This window comes from Brevibacillus sp. FW301-21C12A, assembly GCF_058788915.1.
Genome location: NZ_JBYTBG010000008.1, coordinates 67315 through 88626, shown reverse-complemented (window position 1 = coordinate 88626; position 21312 = coordinate 67315). Strand labels below are relative to the sequence as shown.

Below are 21312 nucleotides of genomic sequence, written 5' to 3'. Positions count from 1 at the left end.
GGCATACAAACCGGCATTTTGCTGTAGACTCTAGCAACCTCAGTCGACGGGAGGGAATCCGATGCGAACGGCTGTCTACATGCGCGTCAGCACCGAAGACCAGGCGCGGGAAGGCTTTTCGATCCCGGCCCAGCGGGAAAAGCTGTTGGCTTACGTTCACTCTCAAGGGTGGGAGGTTGCGGCGATCTACGCCGACGAAGGGATCAGCGCCAAGGACACAAACCGCCCCGCGCTCAAGCGGCTCCTGCGCGATATCCGGGAAGGGAACATCGACGTCGTGCTCGTCTATCGGCTCGATCGCCTCACCCGCTCCGTGCTGGATTTGTATCGGCTGCTGCAGGAGTTTGAAAAGTACGACGTGCGCTTCAAAAGCTGCACGGAGGTGTACGATACGACGACGGCGATCGGCCGGCTGTTTATTACGCTGGTGGCGGCGCTCGCGCAGTGGGAGCGGGAAAATTTGGCGGAGCGGGTCAAGCTCGGCATGGAGCAAATGGCGCGGGAACGCAAACGGCCAGGCGGCCCGCCGCCTTTTGGTTACGAGCTTCTGGCCGGGGAATTGACTGTCCAGCCCGCGGAGGCCGCTGGCGTGCGCGAGATGTTTGCCCGCTACGAAAAAGGCGAGTCTCCCCGCCAGATCGCCGAGTGGGCGAACCGCGAAGGTCTGCGCGGAAAAAATGGCGCACGCTGGAGTGCAAGCGCCGTCCTGCGCCTGTTGAAAAACCCGGTGTACCACGGGGCTTTGCGCTGGAACTACACCGATTCGCTCCAGCGCCAAAACGCGCCCGAGGAGTGGATTATCGAGGAAGCGACGCATCCTGCGATCACCGACAAAGCGTGCTTTGCCCGCGTGCAAAAAAAAATGGCGGCACGCGGTTCGCTCCATCCGCGCGTCCTCGGCTCGTCGTTTTCTTTTTCCGGCTTGCTCTACTGCTCGCGCTGCAACGCGCCGATGCGCGGAAAAACGGCGAAGAGCAAAAGCGGCGGGAGGCTGTATGTGCATCGCTACTATTTATGTAAAAACAAGCAGGCTGGTCGCTGCGACGCCCCTGCCATCCGCGAAGATCGGCTGGAGCAGGCGATTCTCACCGAGCTGATGCGCTATGCAAAAGAAGCGCTCGCCGCTTATGCGGAAGCACGGGAATCGCTTCGCCCAGTCGCTGGCGCGAGCGCAGAGGAGCTGGAGCGGAAGCGGGAGCGCAAACGGCGGCGCTGGGAGGCAGCCTACGAGGAAGGGCTGCTCTCCCTCGAAGCGTTTCGCGAAAAAATGGCGGCATTGCAATCGGAAGCGGACGAATCGAATCCTCCGCGAGCTGCCTTCCTCCCTGCTGCTCCTCTCCCCGACCCCAGCCTGCTGACCGAGTGGCCCCTCATCTGGTCCCATGCCAGCGAGGAAGAACGCCGCCTGCTCGTCTCCATTCTCATCCGGCGCGTGGAGGCAACCGTATCTTCCACCGCGGCGGGGCAGCGCCAAGAGCGCGCCATCTGCCTTCAGCACCTTGTCTTTCATTAAATAGTCTGCCTCTTTGCACACAGGCGGTTCTCCACTTGGATTGGAAAACTCTGTAACTGCCGGAATCATCAGCGCCAAAAACCGCCGCCTTCAGGTTGCCAAGCGAATGTACGAAGAAATTTTCCAGACCGATGCCGCCATCAACCCCGGCAACAGTGGTGGGCCACTCATCAACCTGAACGGCGAGGTTGTGGGGCTCAATGCCTTTATCATTCAATCCAGCCAATGTTTGGGCTTTGCCATCGGCATTGACGCCCTGAAAGCGCAACTGGAGCAGTACGTCTTTAAATAAAGAAGCAACTGCCCAGCAAAAAAGTATGGGAAAAGAAAAAACCCCGTCTAGGATGACGGGGATTGTTTTTCAAATGCGATCAAATATACTTTTTGACCTTCGGAATTGATTTGTTCCTCTGCCTCTTTCAATTGTTGCAACTGCACGGCCGTCAGTTGCGCAATAGGCAGTTCGTTCAAACGGTTTTGTTCCATACGCCATTCCTCCGTTGGTATCAGACTCACGAAGTAGTCTGTCCACCTGAACGGGTATGTATTTACGCGGTCAGATCGAAAGCTTTGGCAATCGCGGAACACGAACGCTTGCAGAATACGATCGGCAGCTCGCGGTCCTTCGCCTGGTTTTTCACTGTCTTCGCCAGATTGTGGTTCACGAAGTCAGTCAGCACCAGAATCATGTGGATGCCTGCAGGGATTTTCACGCCTGTTTGGGAGCTTTTGCGACCTGTCACGTGATGGATGTCCTTGAATCCTTGCCCGTGCAACAAGTCGACGATATTACCGAGGCGATCTCCGCCGATAACTAAAATGGATGACATAACTGTTTTCCTCCTTAAATTGAGTGAGTGTAAAATGTATGTTCTGTTTCTCTGTTTTTCTAATTGATAATGAATATCACTCTTATTGATAAATATTATCATTCCCATTTAGCTTTGACAATACTCTCCATGATAACTTTTTTGTAAAAATATAAAACTACTGTTAACAGCTCCTTGCTGCTCCACAGGTCTCACTCGCCATTGCCCGTAAAAAACGCCAGATATGAACAGAAAACGCCGAATATCTACATATGTATTGCCCGGTTCATTTTTCCAACTGTATAATGAACAAATAGATCGTGAATGAGGAGGTGGCGGAGGGTGCAAGAAATTACACAACTGCACGCCATTTTTGATCGAACCAGAGGGTACATCAATCGTTTTATGGGAATCATCCAGCCGATTATCGACGCTGCCCAGGACGAGCATACACGCTTGTACTACCATCACATTTTGGAAGAAGAAGAACAGCGCATGGGACGACTCCAGGAACTGGTTCCTTACCTGGAAAAAGTGTCCGAAAAAGAAACGCTTGCCGAGCTGAGCGACCGCGAGCTTTCGCAAATGCTGTCAGATGTGAACCTGGAGCGTTTTGGCCTGCATAACTTCCGCGAGCACCTGGAGCTTTCCCTGTACGAGTTTCAAGATGACGAAACTCGCCAGACTCTGGACGGCATGCGCGAAAAAACCCACGCCGACTACTTGCAGGTGAAAGAAATCATGGCCGCGTTGAGCGAGCGTTTTTCGGACGGGTCCCATCCCGATCTGACTGACCACGACGAGGGACACGACATCCATCAGGTGGATCACCTGAAAGCTTCGGCTTCCGCTGCTCACGGTGTTGCTTCTGTCATCAAGCATTCCGCTCCTGCCCATGCCGTTTCCGGCAACATTTCCGGCAAAAAGGGGCTTACAGTAGGAAGTCTGAAAGGACTGTAAGGAAACAACCATCTTATATGACCTGGAGGTTACGCTATGGACAAGCTTCGCAAATACCCTGACTCTCCTTTGACGAAAGATGAATGGAGCCAGTTGGATGCCACTGTAATCGACATGGCGCGCCGTCAACTCGTGGGACGTCGTTTCATTGATATTTACGGTCCGCTCGGAGAAGGCATCCAGACGATTACGAACGACGTGTACGACGAGTCCCGCTTTGGCGGTCTCTCCCTGCGCGGCGAATCGCTGGAAATGACACAGCCTAGCCGCCGTGTGAGCATGACGATTCCGATTTTGTACAAAGACTTCATGCTCTACTGGCGCGACGTGGCGCAAGCGCGCACACTCGGCATGCCGCTCGACATGAGTGCTGCTGCAAACGCGGCTGCCGGCTGCGCCCTGATGGAAGACGACCTGATTTTCAACGGAGCGGCTGAATTCGATCTGCCGGGCCTGATGAATGTAAAAGGCCGCCTCACTCACCTGAAAAGCGACTGGATGGAGTCCGGCAACGCGTTCGCGGATATCGTGGAAGCGCGCAACAAGCTCTTGAAAATGGGCCACAGCGGCCCTTATGCCCTCGTTGTGTCTCCAGAGCTGTACTCCTTGCTGCACCGTGTGCACAAAGGCACCAACGTGCTGGAGATCGAGCATGTGCGCAACCTCGTCACAGACGGCGTGTACCAATCGCCAACCATCAAAGGCCGCTCCGGCGTGCTGGTGGCAACGGGCCGTCACAACCTGGACCTGGCGATTGCGGAAGACTTCGACTCCGCTTTCCTCGGAGACGAGCAAATGAACAGCCTGTTCCGCGTTTACGAGTGCGTCGTGCTGCGCATCAAGCGCCCTAGCGCGATTTGCACGCTGGAAGAAACCGAAGAATAAAAAACGGCCTGGCTTGGCTTGAGTCGGCTTGTGGCTCAGTCAGACAGCCGCCTGTGAAGTTCATCGCTCACAGTGCCATTTCATCTGCAAAAAACGTGTCCATTTGACTTTACCGTCGATGGGCACTTTTTTGTGGGGGAGCTGGGACAGTCTTTTCAGGAAAAATATTGCAAATCTTCCTCTTGCTTTTTCCAGAAATGAGATTATAATAAGAACAAATGTTCCCTAACAAAATACTTCGACTTGAACTTATTCGGAAGAGGTGTTTTTATGAGTCATTCGCTTCACGATGTCCAGTTTTATCAGGAACAACTCGGTTCCGGCTTTCCGATTGTGATGCTTCACGGCTTTTCCCTCGACCACCGCATTATGCAAGGCTGCATGGAGCCTGTTTTCGCGGAGCGCGAAGGCTTCCGCCGCCTGTATATTGACTTGCCAGGCATGGGAAAGACGCAAAATTACGACAGCGTGCAAAACACGGATGACATGCTGGAGGCCGTCCTGCACTGGATAGATCGGGAGTTGTCCGGCAAGCCCTTTCTTCTTGCAGGAGAGTCTTACGGAGGTTTTTTGGCCAGGGGCGTGATCGAAAAGCGCAGAGAACAAGTAAAAGGCGCTCTTTTCATCTGCCCGAGCGTCATTCCGCAAATGAAATTGCGCACCTTGCCGGAAAAAGCGCTTCTCGTGGAAGACAAACTGCTGTGGGACAAGCTGACCGAGACGGAGCGCACCGAGTTTGCGTCCATGGCCGTCGTGGCGACGAATGAAACATGGGAGCGTTACAAAACAGAGATTATGAGCGGATACCACATCGCGAACTTCCCCTTTTTGGAAAGACTGAAAACGTCGTACGGCTTCTCCTTCCCGCTCGACACGCAGCCTTTTTCCCATCCGAGCCTGTTTGTCGTGGGCAAGCAAGACCACATCGTCGGCTACCAGGACGCTTGGAGCTTGCTGCCTCACTATCCGCGCAGCTCCTTTGCCGTTCTCGACTGCGCGGGACACAACCTGCAAATCGAGCAGCCAGCGCTGTTTACCGAGCTGGTGCACGAGTGGCTGGATCGGGTGGAGAGGGAGCTGGCTGTCTAGCCGTTCCCGGAAGCTTTGGCTTCGCCATGGCGTTGCGTTTGGCGAAGCCGGGGGCTGCGGGGCTGGCCCTTTCATTTGCGGAACATCAGAAACAAAAAAAGACAACCAGCCAGTTTTTTTGGCATGATTGTCTTTTTGGGCAGAGCTTTCTTGTCGTTCGCGAAACGGTTTCGCGGGCGAAAGACGCTGCTACTGTGTCACCAGGCTTTGACTGTATGCTGTAAATGCTTTGCCAAGTCTGGAAATTGCCAGTTGAGTGTCTTCCCGGTTGAGCAGCGTGTAGTTCAGGCGCATCGTATTGTGTTGCGGCTCATCTGCGTAAAACGGCTTGCCCGGGACGAATGCCACGCCTTCTTGCACAGAGCGGGCCAGCAGTTTTTCCGCGTCCACATGCTCGGGCAAATTCACCCAGAGGAACATGCCTCCCCTTGGCTTCTCCCAGCGGACGCCTTCCCAGTTTTGGGCGAGCAGCAGCTCGTTCATCCACTCCATCCGCTCCTTGTAGGAAGCGCGGATTTTTTCGATGTGGCCTTCCAGATCGAATTGGGAGAGCAGTTCATGGAGCGCGATCTGGTCGATCGTGCTGGATTGCAAGTCGACGGCTTGCTTCGCCTTGACCATCATCTGGATGACGCGCTTGTCGCCGATAGCCCAGCCGGTCCGCAGACCAGGCGCGACGATTTTGGAAAACGTGCTCGTGTACACGACACAGGAATCTGTCGGGTGCTCATCGAGCGAGAAAATGGAACGGTACGGAGCTTCTCCGTCAAACTGGATTTCGCCATACGGATCGTCCTCCAGAATGAGAATGTCGTTCGCTTTGCACTGGGCGAGCAAGCCTTGGCGACGTTCCACGCTCCATACTTTCCCGGTCGGATTCGCAAAAGTCGGAATGACATAGACCATTTTCGGGCGATACTGGGCGATTTTTTGCGCGAGATCGTCCAGATCCATCCCTTCTGCGTCCCCTTGCACCGGAATGGTGCGAATCCCCCGAAATTGGAACAATTGGACCGCAGCCAGATACGTTGGATTTTCTACCAGCACGACGTCGCCTTCGTCCAAATAGACTCGACACAGTAAGTCGACGGCCTGCTGGGAGCCGGTGGTCAGCAGCATATTGTCCAGGCCTACGTTCATATGTTTTTGCTTCATCCGTGAGGCAACCCACTCGCGAAGCGGAATGTATCCGTCAGTCAAACCGTACTGCAAAGATTTGGCCCCCAGATCGAATGCCCGATTGAAAGCTTCGCGCATAGCTGCGATAGGAAAAGAATCCTCGGCTGGCAGTCCACCTGCGAGCGAGAGCACTTGATTGCCTTGGGTCAGCTTCAAGATTTCCCGGACAGCCGAGGAGGATAATGCGTCAACTGATTTTGAAAATGAGTACTCCATGTTCCGTTCCCCCTTGATTTTGCTTATTCTTGTTTTATCACTGACGCCAGGCAAAGTCCAATCCCCGCTAGCTATGAGCAGATAGGTTTTGACTATGTCGAGCGATTGTTCGATCGAAGCTGCTGCTTGCATCAGCGCTGCTCCCTAGTTTTCGCAACCTTCATTTTTACCCCATGCCGCCATGCGAAAATCCGTGTACGTCCCTTTTTCTTTGGTCGAGCAAGAATAGCTCTTGCGACAGGTCAAATCCACCAGCGTCAAACGAAGTCCGTGCTTCGCTCCGGTATCAATGCCGATTCGGTCTGGCCGTATCCAGATTTCCCCCGGTGCGGCTCCCATCCGATGTGTGGGCGTGTGCCCGAATACAATCACTCGCTCGAACTGCGCCGCACTGTGCCAAAACTCTTCCCTGATCGCGAGCAGATCGTAAGGCTGCTGGGAAGCGAGCGCAATTCCCGGGCGGATACCCGCGTGTACGAACAAGTACGGCCCGTGCTCGATGTAGTGCGGCAATCCGGCGGCAAGCGTTGCTCCAGCCCTTCCAGGCGCAACAGCTTGACCAGTTCGGCGATTTTGGCCTGAATCAAATCTGCTTTCATTTTTTTGCGCTGGAGTCCGTACGCGATATTGGCGTAGACGCTCATGTGCGGCCACAGGGCGTAATCCTGAAACACCATGTTGAGATTGCGCTTTTCCGGGGGGACCAGCCGCGAGGGCGACGCCACCTGTTCCCCTCTCAGCAGCACCTCTCCGGCATCTGCCGGGTCAGTCCGGCGATTACTTGCAAGAGCGTAGATTTCCCGCAGCCGGATGGTCCCAGGACGCTGATGATTTCTCCGCTGCGCACGGCCAGGTTGATTCCGCGCAAAGCGGCATAGCTGCCAAACGATTTTTGTACGCCTCGCACTTCCAAAATCGGCTTCAAGCTTGTTCTCTCCCTGCTTTCCATTTTTTCGGCTGAAACAACAGCTCGACGATGACGATGAGCAGCACAACGAAACCGCCGCCCACCAAGGTCGAAGCCGCTGCGTAAGTCGCCGTCGATGGGGAAGTGCCTTGTCCGCATCCCGCAAAAAGCAAGGTAGTGGAGACGAGCAGCGATGCTACTGTCCATTTTTGTTGCCGATTTTTCCTGGTCATTCCGATTTCCCTCCCATTTCATTTCCTACCGACAACTGTACGCGATTTGTGTGAGGGGAAAGTAAACCGGATGCTAAGCTTGTGTTAAATAGAGTCTATGTTTATTGATAGATCCATAGAGAATATCTATACTGAGGGCGGAAGGGAGCGATCCGGTGAATATTCAGCAATTGCGTGTGTTCGCTGTAGCCGCCCAGTGCAAGTCGTTGACGGAAGCTGCCGAGGCGCTGGGGATCAAGCAGCCAACCGTCAGCTTTCACCTTAAAAAGCTGGAAACCGCCCTCGGTGTGGAGCTGTTCTACAAGCAGCCGCGGCATTTTCGGCTGACCGAAGCGGGGAATGCTTTGTTGCCGTATGCCAGAAGAGTGTCCACCTTGCTGACAGAAGCCGGGCAGATCATGGAGGAGTTTCGTCACGGCGGCAGAGGCACGCTGAAAATCGGGGCGAGCTACACGCCTGCCACCTACTTTCTCCCCCCCTTATCTCGCCGCATTCCAGGCGGAGTACCCGCATGTCCTGCCGATTTTGACCGTAAAAAAAGCGCGGCCGCTCATGGAGCTGCTGCGCGACTTCGAAATTGATCTGGCTATTGTTTCGCTGTCCATGCAGCCCCAGGAAGGCTTGCACGTCATTCCGCTGCTGGCGGACGAGCTGCGTCTGGTTCTCTCTCCGCAAAATCCGCTGGCGCAAAAAAAGACAATCGAACTGGCCGATTTGCAATCCGAGCCGTTCCTCATCCACGAAGCCGGCTCCACCTCCCGCGAGCTGGCCGAACGCTGGGCCCAGGAAAACCAGTTGCGCTGGCAAGTGCGCATGGAGCTTGGGGCGATCGAGACGATCAAGGAAGCGACGAAGCACAATATGGGCGTCAGCATCCTCCCCTATCGCAGCGTCGTGCGCGAAGGCGAAACGGGCGAGCTGGTCATTCGCGAGCTGCCTGGCTACGTCAACCGCAGACATATTTGCCTCGTCTATCGTCAGGATGACCTCTTGCCTTATCCGGTGACCAGCTTCATCCGTTTTTTGCAGCACCGCCGCCTACCAGACGCAAAAAGCCCCTCTCCGCTGTAAAAGGGAAAGGGGCGAATATGTAATTCGATGGGAACACTCTACGCGATGCGGACAACCCGCTTTTTTTCCACTTGCGGCAGGAAGGACAAATCCACATAAGAACGCGCTTCCTCCAGCCCGATGTCTTCTGCCAAAAGCAGCGCTTCTTCCTGGAAGGTAGGCGTACAGCTTCCTTCGTTCAGTTCACAGAGACGCTTCAGGCGTTTCAGGCGCTCTGCGCACTTTTCAGCCCGCATGCATTCATTGGCAAGCTCACATACATTGACGTGGCGCGCGTCTGCGATCATGCTGATGTCGTCCACATGCACAATCAGCCGCTTGCCTTCTTCTGTCACGAAGCCGATCGAGCAAAAATGCGCACCTGACATTTCCAAACGAGTGAGAACCACATTGGTGAAAACCTCTCCTGTGCGCAGTCGAACTTGAGCTGCTTCAATGGCTCCACCGATCTTCCGCTCGTTGGCGATCACCGTGTACATGTCAGTGTAACCGTTAATCTGATAGCGCATAGTACCCTCCCGCTCCTGATGAGATCAATTATCATTAACATCGTATAATGAAAATCATTATCTGTCAACGATGAGAATGATTTTTATTACTACTGCACGTCTTATGGTGCGGGAGGGGGGTTCGACTGGTAATGGATTGACAAGCAGGTGATAAAGCGTGGGCAGTGGACGGCGCGGGCAAGGGGGCAACGCAGACAAGCGCAGGTCAACATGGGGAAACATGGATGATCCTGAGATACGCGAGCAACCGACCAACGCACCCCCGGCAGTCTCACGCAACGCAGCCCCCAAAAACAAAACCACACTCCCCACCCCCAGGAAGTGTGGTCACCCGCTCTCCTACTTACTTCGTTTTCGCAAAAAGCCCCAACTGTTCGATCCGCTGAACCGCTTCGGCCAGGCGTTGTTCGTCCGACAGCAGGGCGGCGCGAACGTAGCCTTCGCCGCTTGGGCCGAAGCCGACGCCTGGTGCGACGACTACATGTGCTTTTTCCAGCAGCAAATCCGAGAACTCCACCGAAGTAAAGCCAGCCGGGACGGGGAGCCAGGCGAAAAACGAGCCTTGCGATGGCGGGGCCTGCCAGCCGATGCGGTGCAGATTGGAGAACAGCGCATTGCGGCGGCCTTCGTAGACGGCTACCAGATCGCGGACGCACTGCTGCGAGTCTGTCATCGCTTTGGCTGCGGCCATTTGGACCGCTCCAAACAGGCTGACGAAGTAATGGTCCTGAATCAGATTGATGAGCCTTACCAGCTCGCGGTTGCCGACCATCGCGCCTACGCGCCAGCCGGCCATATTGTACGTTTTGGACAACGTGTAAAACTCCACGCCCACCTCTTTTGCCCCCGGCACCTGCATGAAGCTGACAGGCTTTTTGCCGTCGTAGCTGATCGCGCCGTACGCGAAGTCGTGGCAGACGACGATCTCGTGCTTGCGCGCAAACTGGACGGTTTCCTCGTAAAATTCAAACGGGGCGTTCACCGCTGTCGGGTTATTCGGATAGTTCAAAAACATCAGCTTGGCGCGGTCCAAATCGGCTTGCGGGATTTTGCTGTAGTCAGGCAAAAACTGATTTTCGGCCGTCAGCGGCATCATCGACATCCGGCCGTTTACGACCGCTACGCCGGACCAGTAATCCGGGTAGCCAGGGTCCGGTACGAGTGCCACATCGCCTGCGTTCATCAGCACCTGGCAAATTTCCACGAGGCCGGTTTTGCTTCCGAACAGGATCGCCACCTCTTCCTCCGGGTCGAGGTCCACGTCAAATTGTTGCTTGTACCAGTGCGCGACTGCCTGCTTCAGCTCCAGTCGGCCGGAAAACGGCGGGTATTTGTGATGCAGCGGATTTTCTGCCTGTGCCTTCAGCTCTTCCACAATGTGCGGCGGCGTAGGCAGGTCCGGGTTTCCTTGGCCCAGATTAATGACGTCATGCCCACAAGCGATGACTTTGTTTACTTTTGCCACCAATGTCGCAAAAAACTGGGTCGGGAGCCGATCAATCATGTCGGAAGGTTGGATGCGCATCTGTCTTCAGTTCCTTTCTTTTTAGGCCAATGTACAGCAAAAACCCCCTCTTTCCGTACAGAAAAAGGGGGAGATCAGCTTGGTCACGTCCTTATCTGTCAGGAATTATCCTGCTGGAATTGGCACAGCATCTGCAACGCGCAAGCGCGCAGATCCGCTGCCGGGCTTCATAGGGCCAGTCCCTCCGCCTCTCTTCATAAGTAAATCACACGGAATATACTGTTTTTAATCTTCTTCATACTACATTGCGGGCTCCGAACGTGTCAAGACGCTTCGCGAGGCCCGCGAATTTTTCCTGGCTACATCTTTTCTACGGTCGCGGCTGGCACTTTTCGGGTGCGACCTTGAAACGAGCTGTGCAGGGCGAAAAACGCGACAGACATTAGCGCCAGCCCCGCCATGATGTACAAAAGTCCTTGTGCCTGAAAATGCTGGAAAATGACCGCTCCGAGCAATGGGCCGAGCATGCGTCCCGCAGAGCCTGTGCCGGAGATCAGCCCTTGGATGAAGCCTTCTCGCCCCTGTGGCGTAAACTCTGCTGCCACGGCAGGCACGGCCGGCCAGACGAGCATTTCTCCAAGCGTCATGATGAACATCCCGGCGACAAAGCCGGCGTAGGAGGTCGTCTGCGACAAAATCAGCATCGACAGCACGAACACGTAGGAGCCGAGCAGCATCTGCGCTCGCAGCGTGCGGGCGAAGCGGCCAATGACCCAGGCGATCAGCGGCTGGCCGAACAAAATCAGGCCGCCGTTGATCGTCCAGAGCAAGCTGTACTGACGCAAGGAAATGCCCAACGATTGCATGTAGGTCGACAACACCGTCGTCCACTGGACGTAGACAATCCAACTGATTAACAGCCCGCTGCACAAGAGCAGTAGGGCGCCCCACGCCACTTTTTTCGTCGGCAGTTGCTGTAGCGGCGAAAGCGCCTCAACTGGCTTCGGCTTGGCAGCGCTTTGGACAGCAGCGGCGGGAGTGCCTGCGGTATTGGCTTGCTCCGCCCGATAGCCCCGCTCTGCAACTGCCTTGAGCTGCCGAGGCAAAATGAGCACGAACATGACGAGCACGATGACTTGCGAGATCGCGTTGCCAAAAAACGTCCAGGCAAACGAAATGCTCGCCAGCAAGCCGCCGAGGGCAGAGCCAGCCGCCACCCCGGCGTTGAGCGCGACGTAGATCATGTTGATCCCTTTGCGCCCGCCTTCCGGCCACAGCACGACAGCGAGTGCATTCATCACCGGAGAGAGCGTGCCGTAAAACAGCCCGTTCAGCAACAACAAGATCGTGTACAGCGTAAAGTCATGCGTGACGCCAAGCCCGACGGAAATCAGAATGACGCCGATTGAGGCAAAAACGATCGTGCGCATTTTCCCCCAACGGTCGAACAGCATGCCACCTGCGATGCTGCCGATCAAAAAAGCCCCCTGGTTCAATAACAGCAAAAAGCCCGCTACGGTCAGCGGCTTCCCTAAATAATCGTGGATATAGATGGTGACAAGCGGCCAAATACAAGCCATTCCGGTAGAAAAAATGATCGCAGCAATCGCCAGAAGACGAATGCTGCTCGGATAGGATTGCCATTTCTGTTTCATGGTTTAGTTCTCTCCCCGACGAAAATCGCCGCTTTTCCCGCCTGTTTTGCTCACCAAGCAAGTCGGACCGATTACCATGCCTTTGTCCATCGCCTTGCACATATCGTACACCGTAAGAGCTGCGACACTGACAGCCGTCAAAGCTTCCATTTCCACGCCCGTTTTTCCCGTCGTCCGCACACATGCTTCCAGGGCAAGCGTCGTCTCGTTTTCAAAAGCGAAGCGAATGTCGATCCCGGTCAAAGGAAGCGGATGGCACATCGGGATGATTTCCCACGTCTTTTTCGCTGCCATGACGCCCGCTACCTGTGCGACTGCCAGCACATCCCCTTTCTCTACCCGTCCTTCGCGAATGCGGGCGAGCGTTTCCGGCTTCATGACGATTTTGCTCTCTGCCACAGCCTCCCGTTTTGTGATGTCTTTTTCCGAGACATCTACCATCCGCGCACGGTTTTGTTCATTAAAATGCGTCAGTTGATCGTTCATGCAACTATCCGTCCTCCATCTATGCGATCCCGTTAAACAGCCGAAAAGCCTGGCTGAAATCGGTCATCTGTCTACTCCTACCTTACTCCCGCGGCTTGCGAAAAGCAATGGAAACATCGCTGCCAACTGCTCCAGCTACTTGTAGCATGCGTCTTCTCCTTCATTATCTTGCTGTTCTACTCGCAAATTCGTACAAAAACGCCGCGGTGAAGCTATACTGTGCGTACAACAACCAGCAGGCGTGCTGGAAACGATAAGGTCTGGAGGCGTTTGTCACAATGAAGGAAAAACAACATGTTTACTGGTCAAAAGTCATTTTGCAAGAGTGGAGCCTGCATCTCGCGGCCACAGCCAAAGGGCTATGCTTCGTCGGCTCCCAAAACGGCCCGTTCGCAGAGCTGAGCAATTGGTTCGCTCGTCGCAGACCCGGCCATGTTTTGGTCCAGGATCACGAGCAGCTCGCCCCCTATGTGGCGGAAATCAGCGAATATTTGCAAGGGGCGCGGCAGCAATTCTCGCTTGCGCTCGATCTGGAGGGCACGCCGTTTCAGCTATCTGTCTGGGACGCTTTGTGCCGCATTCCATACGGGCAGACGACGACTTACTCCGAGATTGCCGCTCACATCAAAAAGCCTGCCGCCGTCAGGGCCGTAGGAGCCGCGATCGGAGCCAATCCGCTGCTTTTGACCGTCCCTTGCCATCGGGTCGTCAGCAAAGACGGCAGCCTCACCGGCTATCGCGGCGGCCTGGACATGAAAACAGCGCTGATCGCGCTCGAAAAAGGAAGTCTTGCAAGGGGGATGCAGCATGGCTGAGCCGCTGACAAAACGCATCGCCCTACTCCCCTGGGAGCAGTTGCAACACAGTCTGGACGAGCAAGGCTTTGCCGTCCTCCCTCCCGTCTTGCAACCGGGAGAATGCCAGGAGCTGATCGCCACCTATCGCGAAGACCGCTTTTTCCGAGCGACGATCAACATGGCGCGATACCGCTTCGGCAGCGGAGAGTACCGTTATTATCAAGCTCCCCTGCCGCCCATAGTGGAGCAGTTGCGCGAGGGCTTTTATCCCGAGCTGGCCAAAACGGCGAATCGCTGGAACACACTGCTCGGACAGCAGCCTGCCTACCCTCCGTCGCTGTCCGCCTTTCTCGCCCGTTGCCACGAGCACGGGCAGGCCCGCCCGACGCCTTTGCTCCTGAAATACGAGGCCGGCAGCTACAACTGTCTGCACCAGGACATGTACGGCGACGTGTTTTTTCCTTTTCAGGTCGTCTTCGTCCTGAGCCAACAGGAAAGCGACTTTTGCGGCGGACAATTTTTGCTGATCGAACAACGGCCGCGAGCGCAAAGCAGAGGACATGTGATAACCTTGGAACAGGGGGCAGGCTTGATTTTTCCGACTGCCTATCGCCCTGTAGCCGGAGCGCGCGGCTATTATAAAACGACGCTGCGCCACGGCGTCAGCACGATCACCCAGGGAACGCGGTACAGTCTTGGGATCATTTTTCACGACGCAAAATAAGAAGGGACAAAAGTGAACAGCACTTTCTTTTACAAGCAACCAAAAACGCTGCTCAATAAAGGAACCGGATTTTTGACCGATTACACGCACTCGCTCAATCCGTACACGGGCTGCTCCTTCGCCTGCTCTTACTGCTATGTGCGGCAGATGCCCGTCTCGCTGTTTCGCGGGCACGAATGGGGGACGTGGGTCGATATCAAGACGGGAGCCGCCGCGCTGCTCGCCAAAGAGCTACAGCGGGCAAAAGCGAAGGGGCCCGTCTCCATTTTCATGTCGTCGAGCACTGACCCTTACCAGCCCGTTGAATATCGGGAGCAGGTAACGCGTTCGCTACTCGAAGTGATGGTGGAGCATCCGCCCGACTTTTTGCTCGTCCAGACCCGCAGCCCGCTCGTCACGCGCGATCTGGACCTGCTGCTCCGCCTGGGCGAGCGAGTACGCGTCAGCATGACGGTGGAAACGGACCTGGAGGAAATCCGCAAACATTTCTCGCCGCAAGCGCCTCCGATTGCCGCACGGCTGCGGGCGCTTCGGGAATTGGCTGCGGCTGGCGTCCCGACACAGGCGACGATCGCACCCGTCTTGCCGAGCAGCGAAGCTTTTCCCGACCTGCTGCGGCCGCTGGTCGGACGGGTTTGCATTGACGATTTTTACATGGGCGACGGCAGCGGCGGCAAGCGTACGAAGAAAAACGGGGTTCCCTCACTTTTTGCCGAGTTGGGGCTGGAAGCATGGGCGGAGCCGGACGCCTATCGACTCGTGTACGATCGGCTGCGGCGCGTGTTTGCGGAAGACGAGCTGTACGTAAGCCAACAAGGCTTCGCTCCGTAAGTCCCCAAGCCCCTTCGCGCATTGGCATCCGTGCCGGATTGTGATATCGTCAACCCATAGACAACTGTCATCCCAATCGGAAGTGAGGAATTGCTTTGACGATCACCATCTTGTTGTTTGCCGGACTGGCCGAGCGGGCCAACGTCCGCGAAATCGAACTGACTTTGCCAGAACAGGCAACCGTGCGCGACCTGCTGCAAGCAGTCGGAGAGCAGTATCCGGCGCTTGCGCCGTTGCTCGGTAGCTGTTTTGTTTCCATGAATCACGAGTACGCTGCTTTTGATCGCGTCATCAGCCCGGATGACGAAATCGCGCTCTTGCCACCTGTCAGCGGCGGAGAGGAAGTGCCGCGCTTTGCCATTACCCGCGAGCCGCTGTCTGCCGACCAGCTCGTGCGGCTGGTGAGCAACCCGCACGCGGGCGCCATCTTGACGTTTGTCGGAACGGTACGCGAATTTACGCACGGTCAGCGCACGGTCTACCTGTCCTATGAAGCGTACGAGCCAATGGCTGTGGAAAAAATGAAGCAGGTCGCAGCCGAGATCGAGGAACGCTGGCCCGGAGCACAAGTCGCCATGCACCACCGCATCGGCGATTTGGCCGTGGAAGAAATCGCCGTCGTCGTCGCGGTGGCAACGCCGCACCGCAACGAGTCTTTTGAAGCCGGGCGCTACGCCATCGAAAGACTGAAGCAAATCGTCCCTATCTGGAAAAAAGAAATGTGGGAGGACGGCAGCGAATGGAAGGGCCATCAGCAAGGCCCGTGGAATCCGCTGGCGATGTCGGAAGGAAAGGAGGAGTAACCGCTTTGGATACACGTTATTCCCGCCAGCTCCTGTTTCACCCGATCGGGCGCAGCGGGCAGGAAAAACTGTTGCAAAGCCGCGTCGCCATCGTCGGGATGGGCGCGCTCGGAACGGTGCTGTCCAATCATATGGTCCGCGCCGGAGTCGGCTTTGTGCGCCTCATTGACCGCGATTTCGTCGAACCGAGCAACCTGCAGCGACAAATGCTCTACGACGAGTCAGACGCCGCCGAGCATTTGCCAAAAGCGATGGCGGCCCATGCCAAGCTGACGAAAATCAACTCGGAAGTCACGATTGAGCCGATCGTCGCCGACCTGTCTGCTTACAACGCCGAGGAGCTTTTGTGTGACGTCGATCTCGTGCTCGATGCGACAGACAATTTTCAAGTGCGCTATCTGGTCAACGACGTTTGCGTGAAGCACGGGATTCCTTGGGTGTACGGCGGTGCGGTGAGCGCGACGGGCACGTTTACGACCATCCGCCCCGGCATTACGCCGTGTTTGCGCTGTCTGTTCCCGGAAGCTCCGAATCCGGGGGAAATGCCGACTTGCGATACCGCCGGGGTCATCGGTCCGATCATCCACATCGTCGCCTCCTACCAGGCGACCGAAGCGTTCAAGCTGCTGGTCGGAGCCACGGATGCGCTCAATTTGAACCTGGAGCATTTTGAAATCTGGCAAAATCGCCACACGCAAATCAAGGTGGCCAATGCTCGCCGCAGCGACTGCCCGACGTGCGGCAAGCACGAGTATGCATTTTTGCAGCCGGAGACGCAGGATGGACAAGCGGTTTCGCTCTGCGGACGGGATACGGTGCAAATCTCGCCCGGAGCTTCTGCCTCCCTCGACCTCGACGCCCTCGCCAAGCGGCTTGCTCCGCTCGGGAAAATTGAGCAAAACAAATTTTTGCTCCGCTTCCACGTCGACTCGTACACGCTCGTCGCCTTCCCGGACGGACGCGTGCTCGTCCAGGGAACGGATGAGATCAGCGTGGCCCGTTCGCTGCATGCGAAGTACATTGGGGCGTAAACGGAAAACGGCGAAAACTGACTTCTTGCCTATGCGAACAAGACCTTGAGAGGTGTCGGTCCTCAAGGTCTTGTTTCATTATATAGAGGCAGAGGGTGATCGCTGTTTGCATCGGCTCGTTTGGGTGGCGGGGTGCTATATGAATTCCTCTACCCGCTCATGATCCAATCGCCTCCCGGTTCGCCTTGCAGGAAGTGCCTAGCCAAAATCGGCCGCTTGCTCACCCGGCCGTGCAAGTCTCATCCCAGATCGCTTGCCAAGAAAGGTCCCCAGCCTTTTAAATGCGCTCTGCTCACTTTGAGGACAGGACCCTACTCCCCCTGCCACGTCACCGTAAACGTCGTCCCGCGCCCCTGCTCGCTTTGCACGGAGATCGTCGCCTGGTGCAGATCGAGAATTTTTTTCACGATCGACAGCCCCAAACCGCTGCCGCCCTTGGCGCGGTTGCGCGACTTGTCTTCCTTGAAAAAGCGTTCGAAAATCCGTTCCAAATTTTCTTTGGCGATCCCGATGCCCGTATCGGAAATTTGCACCTGTGCGCCTCCGGGAAGCGATTGCAGCTTGACGCTGATTTTGCCGCCAGGCTCGGTGAACTTGATGCTGTTGCTGAGCAGGTTGTTCCACACCTGGCTCATCATGTCTTCGTCCGCGACGATTTCCGCCTTTTCCAGCTCAATCTCCAGCTCGATCTCCTTTTCCAGCCAGAGCGGCTCACAGGCCAAAATGATGCTGCGCAACTGCTGGTCCAGCCGATAGCGCTTGCGATCGACCGGATGGTGCTTGCCCTCCAGCGACGTGAGCTTGAGCAGGTTGTCGCTAATTTTGGACAAACGCTTGCTCTCCGTTTCGATGATCTCCAGGTAATGCCGACGCTCCGCCAGGCTCAGGCTCTCGTTTTGCAGCGCGCGGGCAAATCCGCTGATCGAGGTCAGCGGCGACTGGATTTCGTGGGAAACGTTGGAGATGAACTCCTGGCGCATCTGCTCCATCGCCTGCAATTGCTCGGCCATATGGTTGATGCCCTCCACCAACTGCCCCCATTGGCGCTCCATTTTGACGTCGAGATTGACGTTGAAGTCTCCTTTGGCAATTCGTCTCAAGGCGTCGATCAGCAGTTGAAACAGCTCGACATGCCGGGGGCGGATGAAGTGGGAAATCGTGAACCCTGCGAGGATAAAAAAGCAAAAGCTGACGACTGCGTGGACCACCGCTTGCACAAAGTCGCTCGGGGCAAGCCCTGTATAGCGGTAAAAGAGGCCCGTGCTCCAGTAAGCTACTGCCCCGCAGAGCATCAGCAAGGCAAAGATTCCAACAGTCGCAAGCAGCTTCAGCCCGATGTGTTTGTGCAAAGGCATCGTTCGCCCGGATTTGTGCCTTGGCTTTTCACTTGGCTCTCTGCTCATTTGTCTGCCTCCAGCCGATAGCCAAGGCCGCGCACGGTGCGAATCCGAAAGCCGTACTCCCCTTCCGGAAAACGTTCCCGCAACCGATTGATATGCACGTCTACCGTCCGCTCGTTGCCTTCAAAGTCGTAGCCCCAGATTTGCTCGATCAACTGCTCGCGCGGAATCGTTTGCCCTGGATAGCTCGCGAGCTTGAACAACAGCTCGAATTCTTTTAACGGAATCGTCCACGAGCGGCTGTCCTGCACGATTTCAAACGTTTTGCGGTCGAGCTGCAACAGCCCTGCCTGCACCTTGTGCGACGCGGCGATCTTGTATCGTTTGAGCAACGCTTTTACCCGCACCAAAAGCTCCGCCGGCTCAAACGGCTTGACGAGGTAGTCGTCCGTCCCCAGCTCGAAGCCTTTGATTTTTTGCGCCGTCTCGCCTTTTGCCGTCAGCATGAGCAGCGGAATGTCGTAGTGCTCGCGCAACTGCCGGCACAGCTCCCAGCCGTCCATCTGCGGCATCATGATGTCGAGCACGACCAGGTCCGCGCCGGGCGACTCCATTTTTTCCAGCGCCTCGACGCCGTTTTCCGCCTCCACGATCTCGAACCCGTCGTTGCGCAAAAAGATGCGCACCAGTTCGCGAATGTGCGGGTCGTCGTCCACTACCATGATTCTGGTCATGTCGTCAGCATCCTTTCTTTCATCAGCAATTGCTGGCTGGCCAGCTCCCGGTACATGTCGTGCGAATCAAACAGTTGCACGTGCGTCCCCATGCCCGTAATTTTTCCTTTTTCCAAAAAGATGATCTGGTCCGCGTCCACCACCGTCGACAGCCGATGCGCGATCACGAGCGTGGTGCGTCCCTTCATCAGATTTTGCAGCGCTTTTTGCACGATGATTTCCGATTTGCTGTCGAGGCTGGACGTCGCCTCGTCGAGCATCAAAATTTGCGGATCGCGCAGCAGGGCGCGGGCGATGCCGATGCGCTGGCGCTGTCCGCCGGAGAGTTTGACGCCCCGCTCGCCTACTTGCGTCTCGTAGCCGTCCGGCAGTTCGTCGATGAACTGATCCGCGTAGGCCATGGCGGCGGCCTGTTTCAGCTCTGCTTCCGTCACCTCGCGGGAAATGCCGTAGCAGATGTTTTCCCGGATCGTGCCGGCGATCAGCGGGCTTTCTTGCGAGACGTAGCCGATTTTGCTGCGCCAGGACGCCAGGGAAAACGCGTCGATCGGATCGCTGCCCAGCCTGATTACGCCGCTATCCGGCTTGTAAAAGCGCTCGACCAAGGAAAACAAGGTCGTCTTGCCGCTGCCGCTCGGCCCGACAATCGCACTCACCTTCCCGGCCGGAATCGTGAAGCTGACGTTATCGAGAATGTTTTCCCCGTTTTCATAGGAAAAGCTCACGTTCTCCACTACAATCGGCAAGGCGGCATTTTCCACGGTCCGTCCGCTCTGGTGATCCTCTTCCGGCTCCTCCAGTGTAGCAATGATTCGCTCCGTCGCGCCCATTGCCTTTTGCAACTGGGTGAAAAATTGCGTGAACTGCCCCATCGGCATGATGATTTGCACCAGGTACAAAATAAACGCGACCAGTTCGCCGGCGGAGAGCGCTCCCGAAGCGACGCGCATTCCGCCGTAGCCCATAATGACGACGAGCAAAACCATCAGCACAAACGAAATCAACGGCGCGATCATCGCCTGTACCTGGCCTTCCTTCAGGCCGAAGCGAAACAGGTTGGCAATTCCCTTTTTCCCTGCCTCGTACTCATGTGGCTCGGCATTCGACGCCTTGACAAGCCGCACCTCTGACAACACTTGATTCATGATCGTCGTGAAGCTCGCCGTCTCGTCCTGCAGCCCTTTGGAAATTTTGTACATCTGTCTGCCCAGCGGCACGAGAATCGCCACAGACAGCGGAACGGCGATCAGCATGGTCAGCGTCATTTGCCAGTCCAGGTACAAAAGCGTGGCCACGGAGCCGATAATCGCGATGATTCCGGTGAAAAAGCTGGCGAGGTGCTCGCTGATAAGTCCTTTGACGACTCCTGTGTCATTCGTCATCCGGCTGATCGTCTCCCCTGTCCGGTGGTTGTCGTAATAGGAGACGGGCAGGACGAGCAGCTTTTTCCACAGTCGGTCGCGCAGAGCCGCGACGATGCTCTGGCCGACGTGGTTGAGCAAATAGATGGACAGCCCGCTGGCGATGGCCTGCGCGATGAAGGCGACCATTAACAGCACGATTTGGCCTCGGCTGATGGACGAGAGCGTAAAGCTGTCCACCAGGTCTTTGGTAAACAGCGGAATGACCAGGCTGACCAGTGTCGTCGCCACACTCATGAACAGCGCGACACCGATTTTCAGCTTGGACGGCTTCGTCTGCATGATTAATTGAAAAAACGGGCGCCAGTCTCCCAGTTTGGTACGATTGTCGTTGGTTTGTTCTCTCATTTGCTTAACTCCTTGCCCATTTTTATGTGTGCGTATTTCTTATTGTTTACGTCTGACGCTTCCCTTCGTTGCGCTTGCCTCCTTCGCTTTCCGGTGCTTTGGCAAAGCGCATCTCCCAGGGGTGATTCCAAGCTGCTCCTGAAGAGCGGATGGGAGGTAAAAGGTGTCACAGGCAGCCTCTCCTTTCTGCAAACGGCCGCAGAGGTTGACGTCGGCGTCCCCTGCGCCCTTTTTGCCCGCAAGAGAAACAATAACGGATGAATGTAAACGAAATATAAACGGGATAATACATGAAGTCTGGATATT

The 21312-nt window shown here is 55.9% G+C and carries 25 protein-coding genes and 1 riboswitch; of the genes, 12 read left to right on the top strand and 13 right to left on the bottom strand.

Annotation, left to right across the window (positions count from 1 at the left end; translation table 11 throughout):
- The first annotated feature begins 61 nt into the window (after positions 1-61).
- Positions 62-1513 carry a recombinase family protein gene (locus tag AC3WQH_RS07750; protein ID WP_492331976.1) on the top strand — a complete coding sequence of 484 codons (1452 nt, stop codon included), beginning with the start codon at positions 62-64 and terminating at the stop codon, positions 1511-1513.
- Positions 1514-1526: 13 nt separating this feature from the next.
- Entirely contained in the window at positions 1527-1805 is a 279-nt protein-coding gene (locus AC3WQH_RS07745; protein WP_025843917.1) for a S1C family serine protease, read from the top strand.
- Positions 1806-1852: 47 nt separating this feature from the next.
- Here the strand turns inward: AC3WQH_RS07745 and AC3WQH_RS07740 are convergent, their stop codons facing one another.
- Both AC3WQH_RS07740 and AC3WQH_RS07735 read right to left on the bottom strand, forming a co-directional pair.
- Positions 1853-1999, bottom strand: a complete 147-nt coding sequence (locus AC3WQH_RS07740; RefSeq protein WP_007783177.1) for a hypothetical protein — start codon at positions 1997-1999, stop codon at positions 1853-1855.
- Between the two features lie 62 nt (positions 2000-2061).
- Positions 2062-2343 carry a DUF2325 domain-containing protein gene (locus AC3WQH_RS07735; RefSeq protein ID WP_005828113.1) on the bottom strand — a complete coding sequence of 94 codons (282 nt, stop codon included), beginning with the start codon at positions 2341-2343 and terminating at the stop codon, positions 2062-2064.
- 321 nt (positions 2344-2664) lie between these two features.
- On the opposite strand from AC3WQH_RS07735, the gene AC3WQH_RS07730 reads away from it, so the two are divergent.
- The 3 genes from AC3WQH_RS07730 to AC3WQH_RS07720 all read left to right on the top strand — a co-directional run bounded on the left by AC3WQH_RS07730 (position 2665) and on the right by AC3WQH_RS07720 (position 5256).
- On the top strand, positions 2665-3282 hold the full coding sequence (locus AC3WQH_RS07730; RefSeq protein WP_007783174.1) for an IMEF encapsulin system ferritin-like cargo protein: 618 nt from the start codon (positions 2665-2667) through the stop codon (positions 3280-3282).
- Between the two features lie 36 nt (positions 3283-3318).
- Positions 3319-4167: a family 1 encapsulin nanocompartment shell protein gene (locus tag AC3WQH_RS07725; RefSeq protein WP_007783173.1), complete on the top strand. Its 849-nt coding sequence runs from the start codon at positions 3319-3321 to the stop codon at positions 4165-4167.
- A 270-nt stretch (positions 4168-4437) separates the two neighbouring features.
- The gene (locus AC3WQH_RS07720) at positions 4438-5256 is read left to right on the top strand and encodes an alpha/beta fold hydrolase (protein WP_221843038.1); all 819 of its coding nucleotides are present in this window, start codon (positions 4438-4440) and stop codon (positions 5254-5256) included.
- A 189-nt stretch (positions 5257-5445) separates the two neighbouring features.
- Here the strand turns inward: AC3WQH_RS07720 and AC3WQH_RS07715 are convergent, their stop codons facing one another.
- The 4 genes from AC3WQH_RS07715 to AC3WQH_RS07700 all read right to left on the bottom strand — a co-directional run bounded on the left by AC3WQH_RS07715 (position 5446) and on the right by AC3WQH_RS07700 (position 7791).
- Entirely contained in the window at positions 5446-6651 is a 1206-nt protein-coding gene (locus AC3WQH_RS07715; protein WP_221843037.1) for an aminotransferase-like domain-containing protein, read from the bottom strand.
- Positions 6652-6795: 144 nt separating this feature from the next.
- Positions 6796-7134, bottom strand: coding sequence for a hypothetical protein (locus AC3WQH_RS07710; protein ID WP_290426131.1), 339 nt, complete (start codon positions 7132-7134; stop codon positions 6796-6798).
- Between the two features lie 253 nt (positions 7135-7387).
- On the bottom strand, positions 7388-7576 hold the full coding sequence (locus AC3WQH_RS07705) for an ATP-binding cassette domain-containing protein (protein ID WP_007783162.1): 189 nt from the start codon (positions 7574-7576) through the stop codon (positions 7388-7390).
- Complete coding sequence (locus AC3WQH_RS07700; RefSeq protein ID WP_007783161.1) at positions 7573-7791, bottom strand: hypothetical protein; 219 nt, start codon at positions 7789-7791, stop codon at positions 7573-7575. The genes AC3WQH_RS07705 and AC3WQH_RS07700 overlap by 4 nt, the downstream gene beginning before the upstream one ends.
- Before the next feature lie 155 nt (positions 7792-7946).
- Between AC3WQH_RS07700 and AC3WQH_RS07695 the strand changes: the two genes are divergently transcribed.
- Positions 7947-8372: a LysR family transcriptional regulator gene (locus tag AC3WQH_RS07695; protein WP_007783158.1), complete on the top strand. Its 426-nt coding sequence runs from the start codon at positions 7947-7949 to the stop codon at positions 8370-8372.
- Positions 8308-8862: a LysR family transcriptional regulator substrate-binding protein gene (locus AC3WQH_RS07690; RefSeq protein ID WP_492331980.1), complete on the top strand. Its 555-nt coding sequence runs from the start codon at positions 8308-8310 to the stop codon at positions 8860-8862. The genes AC3WQH_RS07695 and AC3WQH_RS07690 overlap by 65 nt, the downstream gene beginning before the upstream one ends.
- Positions 8863-8900: 38 nt before the next feature.
- Here AC3WQH_RS07690 and AC3WQH_RS07685 read toward each other — a convergent pair whose 3' ends face one another.
- The 4 genes from AC3WQH_RS07685 to moaC form a co-directional block, all read right to left on the bottom strand.
- Positions 8901-9371, bottom strand: coding sequence for a hypothetical protein (locus AC3WQH_RS07685; RefSeq protein ID WP_005828520.1), 471 nt, complete (start codon positions 9369-9371; stop codon positions 8901-8903).
- A gap of 343 nt (positions 9372-9714) precedes the next feature.
- Positions 9715-10896 carry a pyridoxal phosphate-dependent aminotransferase gene (locus AC3WQH_RS07680; RefSeq protein WP_005828518.1) on the bottom strand — a complete coding sequence of 394 codons (1182 nt, stop codon included), beginning with the start codon at positions 10894-10896 and terminating at the stop codon, positions 9715-9717.
- 88 nt (positions 10897-10984) lie between these two features.
- A riboswitch (SAM riboswitch) is annotated at positions 10985-11099 on the bottom strand.
- A gap of 96 nt (positions 11100-11195) precedes the next feature.
- Positions 11196-12491, bottom strand: coding sequence for an MFS transporter (locus AC3WQH_RS07675; protein WP_005828516.1), 1296 nt, complete (start codon positions 12489-12491; stop codon positions 11196-11198).
- 3 nt (positions 12492-12494) lie between these two features.
- Positions 12495-12977, bottom strand: a complete 483-nt coding sequence (moaC, locus tag AC3WQH_RS07670; RefSeq protein ID WP_005828514.1) for a cyclic pyranopterin monophosphate synthase MoaC — start codon at positions 12975-12977, stop codon at positions 12495-12497.
- A 278-nt stretch (positions 12978-13255) separates the two neighbouring features.
- On the opposite strand from moaC, the gene AC3WQH_RS07665 reads away from it, so the two are divergent.
- From AC3WQH_RS07665 to AC3WQH_RS07645, 5 genes are all read left to right on the top strand, one after another.
- Positions 13256-13792: a methylated-DNA--[protein]-cysteine S-methyltransferase gene (locus tag AC3WQH_RS07665; protein WP_005828512.1), complete on the top strand. Its 537-nt coding sequence runs from the start codon at positions 13256-13258 to the stop codon at positions 13790-13792.
- A complete protein-coding gene (locus AC3WQH_RS07660; protein ID WP_290426130.1) occupies positions 13785-14498 on the top strand; it encodes a 2OG-Fe(II) oxygenase in 714 nt (237 codons plus the stop codon). The genes AC3WQH_RS07665 and AC3WQH_RS07660 overlap by 8 nt, the downstream gene beginning before the upstream one ends.
- A gap of 12 nt (positions 14499-14510) precedes the next feature.
- Positions 14511-15329: an SPL family radical SAM protein gene (locus AC3WQH_RS07655; RefSeq protein ID WP_290426129.1), complete on the top strand. Its 819-nt coding sequence runs from the start codon at positions 14511-14513 to the stop codon at positions 15327-15329.
- A 95-nt stretch (positions 15330-15424) separates the two neighbouring features.
- Positions 15425-16132: a molybdenum cofactor biosynthesis protein gene (locus tag AC3WQH_RS07650; RefSeq protein ID WP_005828506.1), complete on the top strand. Its 708-nt coding sequence runs from the start codon at positions 15425-15427 to the stop codon at positions 16130-16132.
- A 5-nt stretch (positions 16133-16137) separates the two neighbouring features.
- Positions 16138-17163, top strand: a complete 1026-nt coding sequence (locus AC3WQH_RS07645; protein WP_025843912.1) for a ThiF family adenylyltransferase — start codon at positions 16138-16140, stop codon at positions 17161-17163.
- Positions 17164-17474: 311 nt separating this feature from the next.
- Here AC3WQH_RS07645 and AC3WQH_RS07640 read toward each other — a convergent pair whose 3' ends face one another.
- The 3 genes from AC3WQH_RS07640 to AC3WQH_RS07630 are packed head-to-tail and all read right to left on the bottom strand — an operon-like array spanning position 17475 to position 21006.
- On the bottom strand, positions 17475-18566 hold the full coding sequence (locus AC3WQH_RS07640; RefSeq protein ID WP_290426128.1) for a sensor histidine kinase: 1092 nt from the start codon (positions 18564-18566) through the stop codon (positions 17475-17477).
- Complete coding sequence (locus AC3WQH_RS07635) at positions 18563-19237, bottom strand: response regulator transcription factor (RefSeq protein ID WP_005828501.1); 675 nt, start codon at positions 19235-19237, stop codon at positions 18563-18565. Before AC3WQH_RS07635 ends, AC3WQH_RS07640 begins: the two co-directional genes overlap by 4 nt.
- Entirely contained in the window at positions 19234-21006 is a 1773-nt protein-coding gene (locus AC3WQH_RS07630) for an ABC transporter ATP-binding protein (RefSeq protein WP_238501056.1), read from the bottom strand. The genes AC3WQH_RS07635 and AC3WQH_RS07630 overlap by 4 nt, the downstream gene beginning before the upstream one ends.
- Positions 21007-21312 lie beyond the last annotated feature (306 nt).

Bases quoted from the DNA above. Each gene is read 5' to 3' on its own strand.
- AC3WQH_RS07750 (WP_492331976.1), top strand. From the start codon at position 62: ATGCGAACGGCTGTCTACATGCGCGTCAGCACCGAAGACCAGGCGCGG.
- AC3WQH_RS07740 (WP_007783177.1), bottom strand. From the start codon at position 1,999: ATGGAACAAAACCGTTTGAACGAACTGCCTATTGCGCAACTGACGGCC.
- AC3WQH_RS07735 (WP_005828113.1), bottom strand. From the start codon at position 2,343: ATGTCATCCATTTTAGTTATCGGCGGAGATCGCCTCGGTAATATCGTC.
- AC3WQH_RS07725 (WP_007783173.1), top strand. From the start codon at position 3,319: ATGGACAAGCTTCGCAAATACCCTGACTCTCCTTTGACGAAAGATGAA.
- AC3WQH_RS07720 (WP_221843038.1), top strand. From the start codon at position 4,438: ATGAGTCATTCGCTTCACGATGTCCAGTTTTATCAGGAACAACTCGGT.
- AC3WQH_RS07715 (WP_221843037.1), bottom strand. From the start codon at position 6,651: ATGGAGTACTCATTTTCAAAATCAGTTGACGCATTATCCTCCTCGGCT.
- AC3WQH_RS07700 (WP_007783161.1), bottom strand. From the start codon at position 7,791: ATGACCAGGAAAAATCGGCAACAAAAATGGACAGTAGCATCGCTGCTC.
- AC3WQH_RS07685 (WP_005828520.1), bottom strand. From the start codon at position 9,371: ATGCGCTATCAGATTAACGGTTACACTGACATGTACACGGTGATCGCC.
- AC3WQH_RS07680 (WP_005828518.1), bottom strand. From the start codon at position 10,896: ATGCGCATCCAACCTTCCGACATGATTGATCGGCTCCCGACCCAGTTT.
- AC3WQH_RS07675 (WP_005828516.1), bottom strand. From the start codon at position 12,491: ATGAAACAGAAATGGCAATCCTATCCGAGCAGCATTCGTCTTCTGGCG.
- moaC (WP_005828514.1), bottom strand. From the start codon at position 12,977: ATGAACGATCAACTGACGCATTTTAATGAACAAAACCGTGCGCGGATG.
- AC3WQH_RS07665 (WP_005828512.1), top strand. From the start codon at position 13,256: ATGAAGGAAAAACAACATGTTTACTGGTCAAAAGTCATTTTGCAAGAG.
- AC3WQH_RS07660 (WP_290426130.1), top strand. From the start codon at position 13,785: ATGGCTGAGCCGCTGACAAAACGCATCGCCCTACTCCCCTGGGAGCAG.
- AC3WQH_RS07640 (WP_290426128.1), bottom strand. From the start codon at position 18,566: ATGAGCAGAGAGCCAAGTGAAAAGCCAAGGCACAAATCCGGGCGAACG.
- AC3WQH_RS07635 (WP_005828501.1), bottom strand. From the start codon at position 19,237: ATGACCAGAATCATGGTAGTGGACGACGACCCGCACATTCGCGAACTG.
- AC3WQH_RS07630 (WP_238501056.1), bottom strand. From the start codon at position 21,006: ATGAGAGAACAAACCAACGACAATCGTACCAAACTGGGAGACTGGCGC.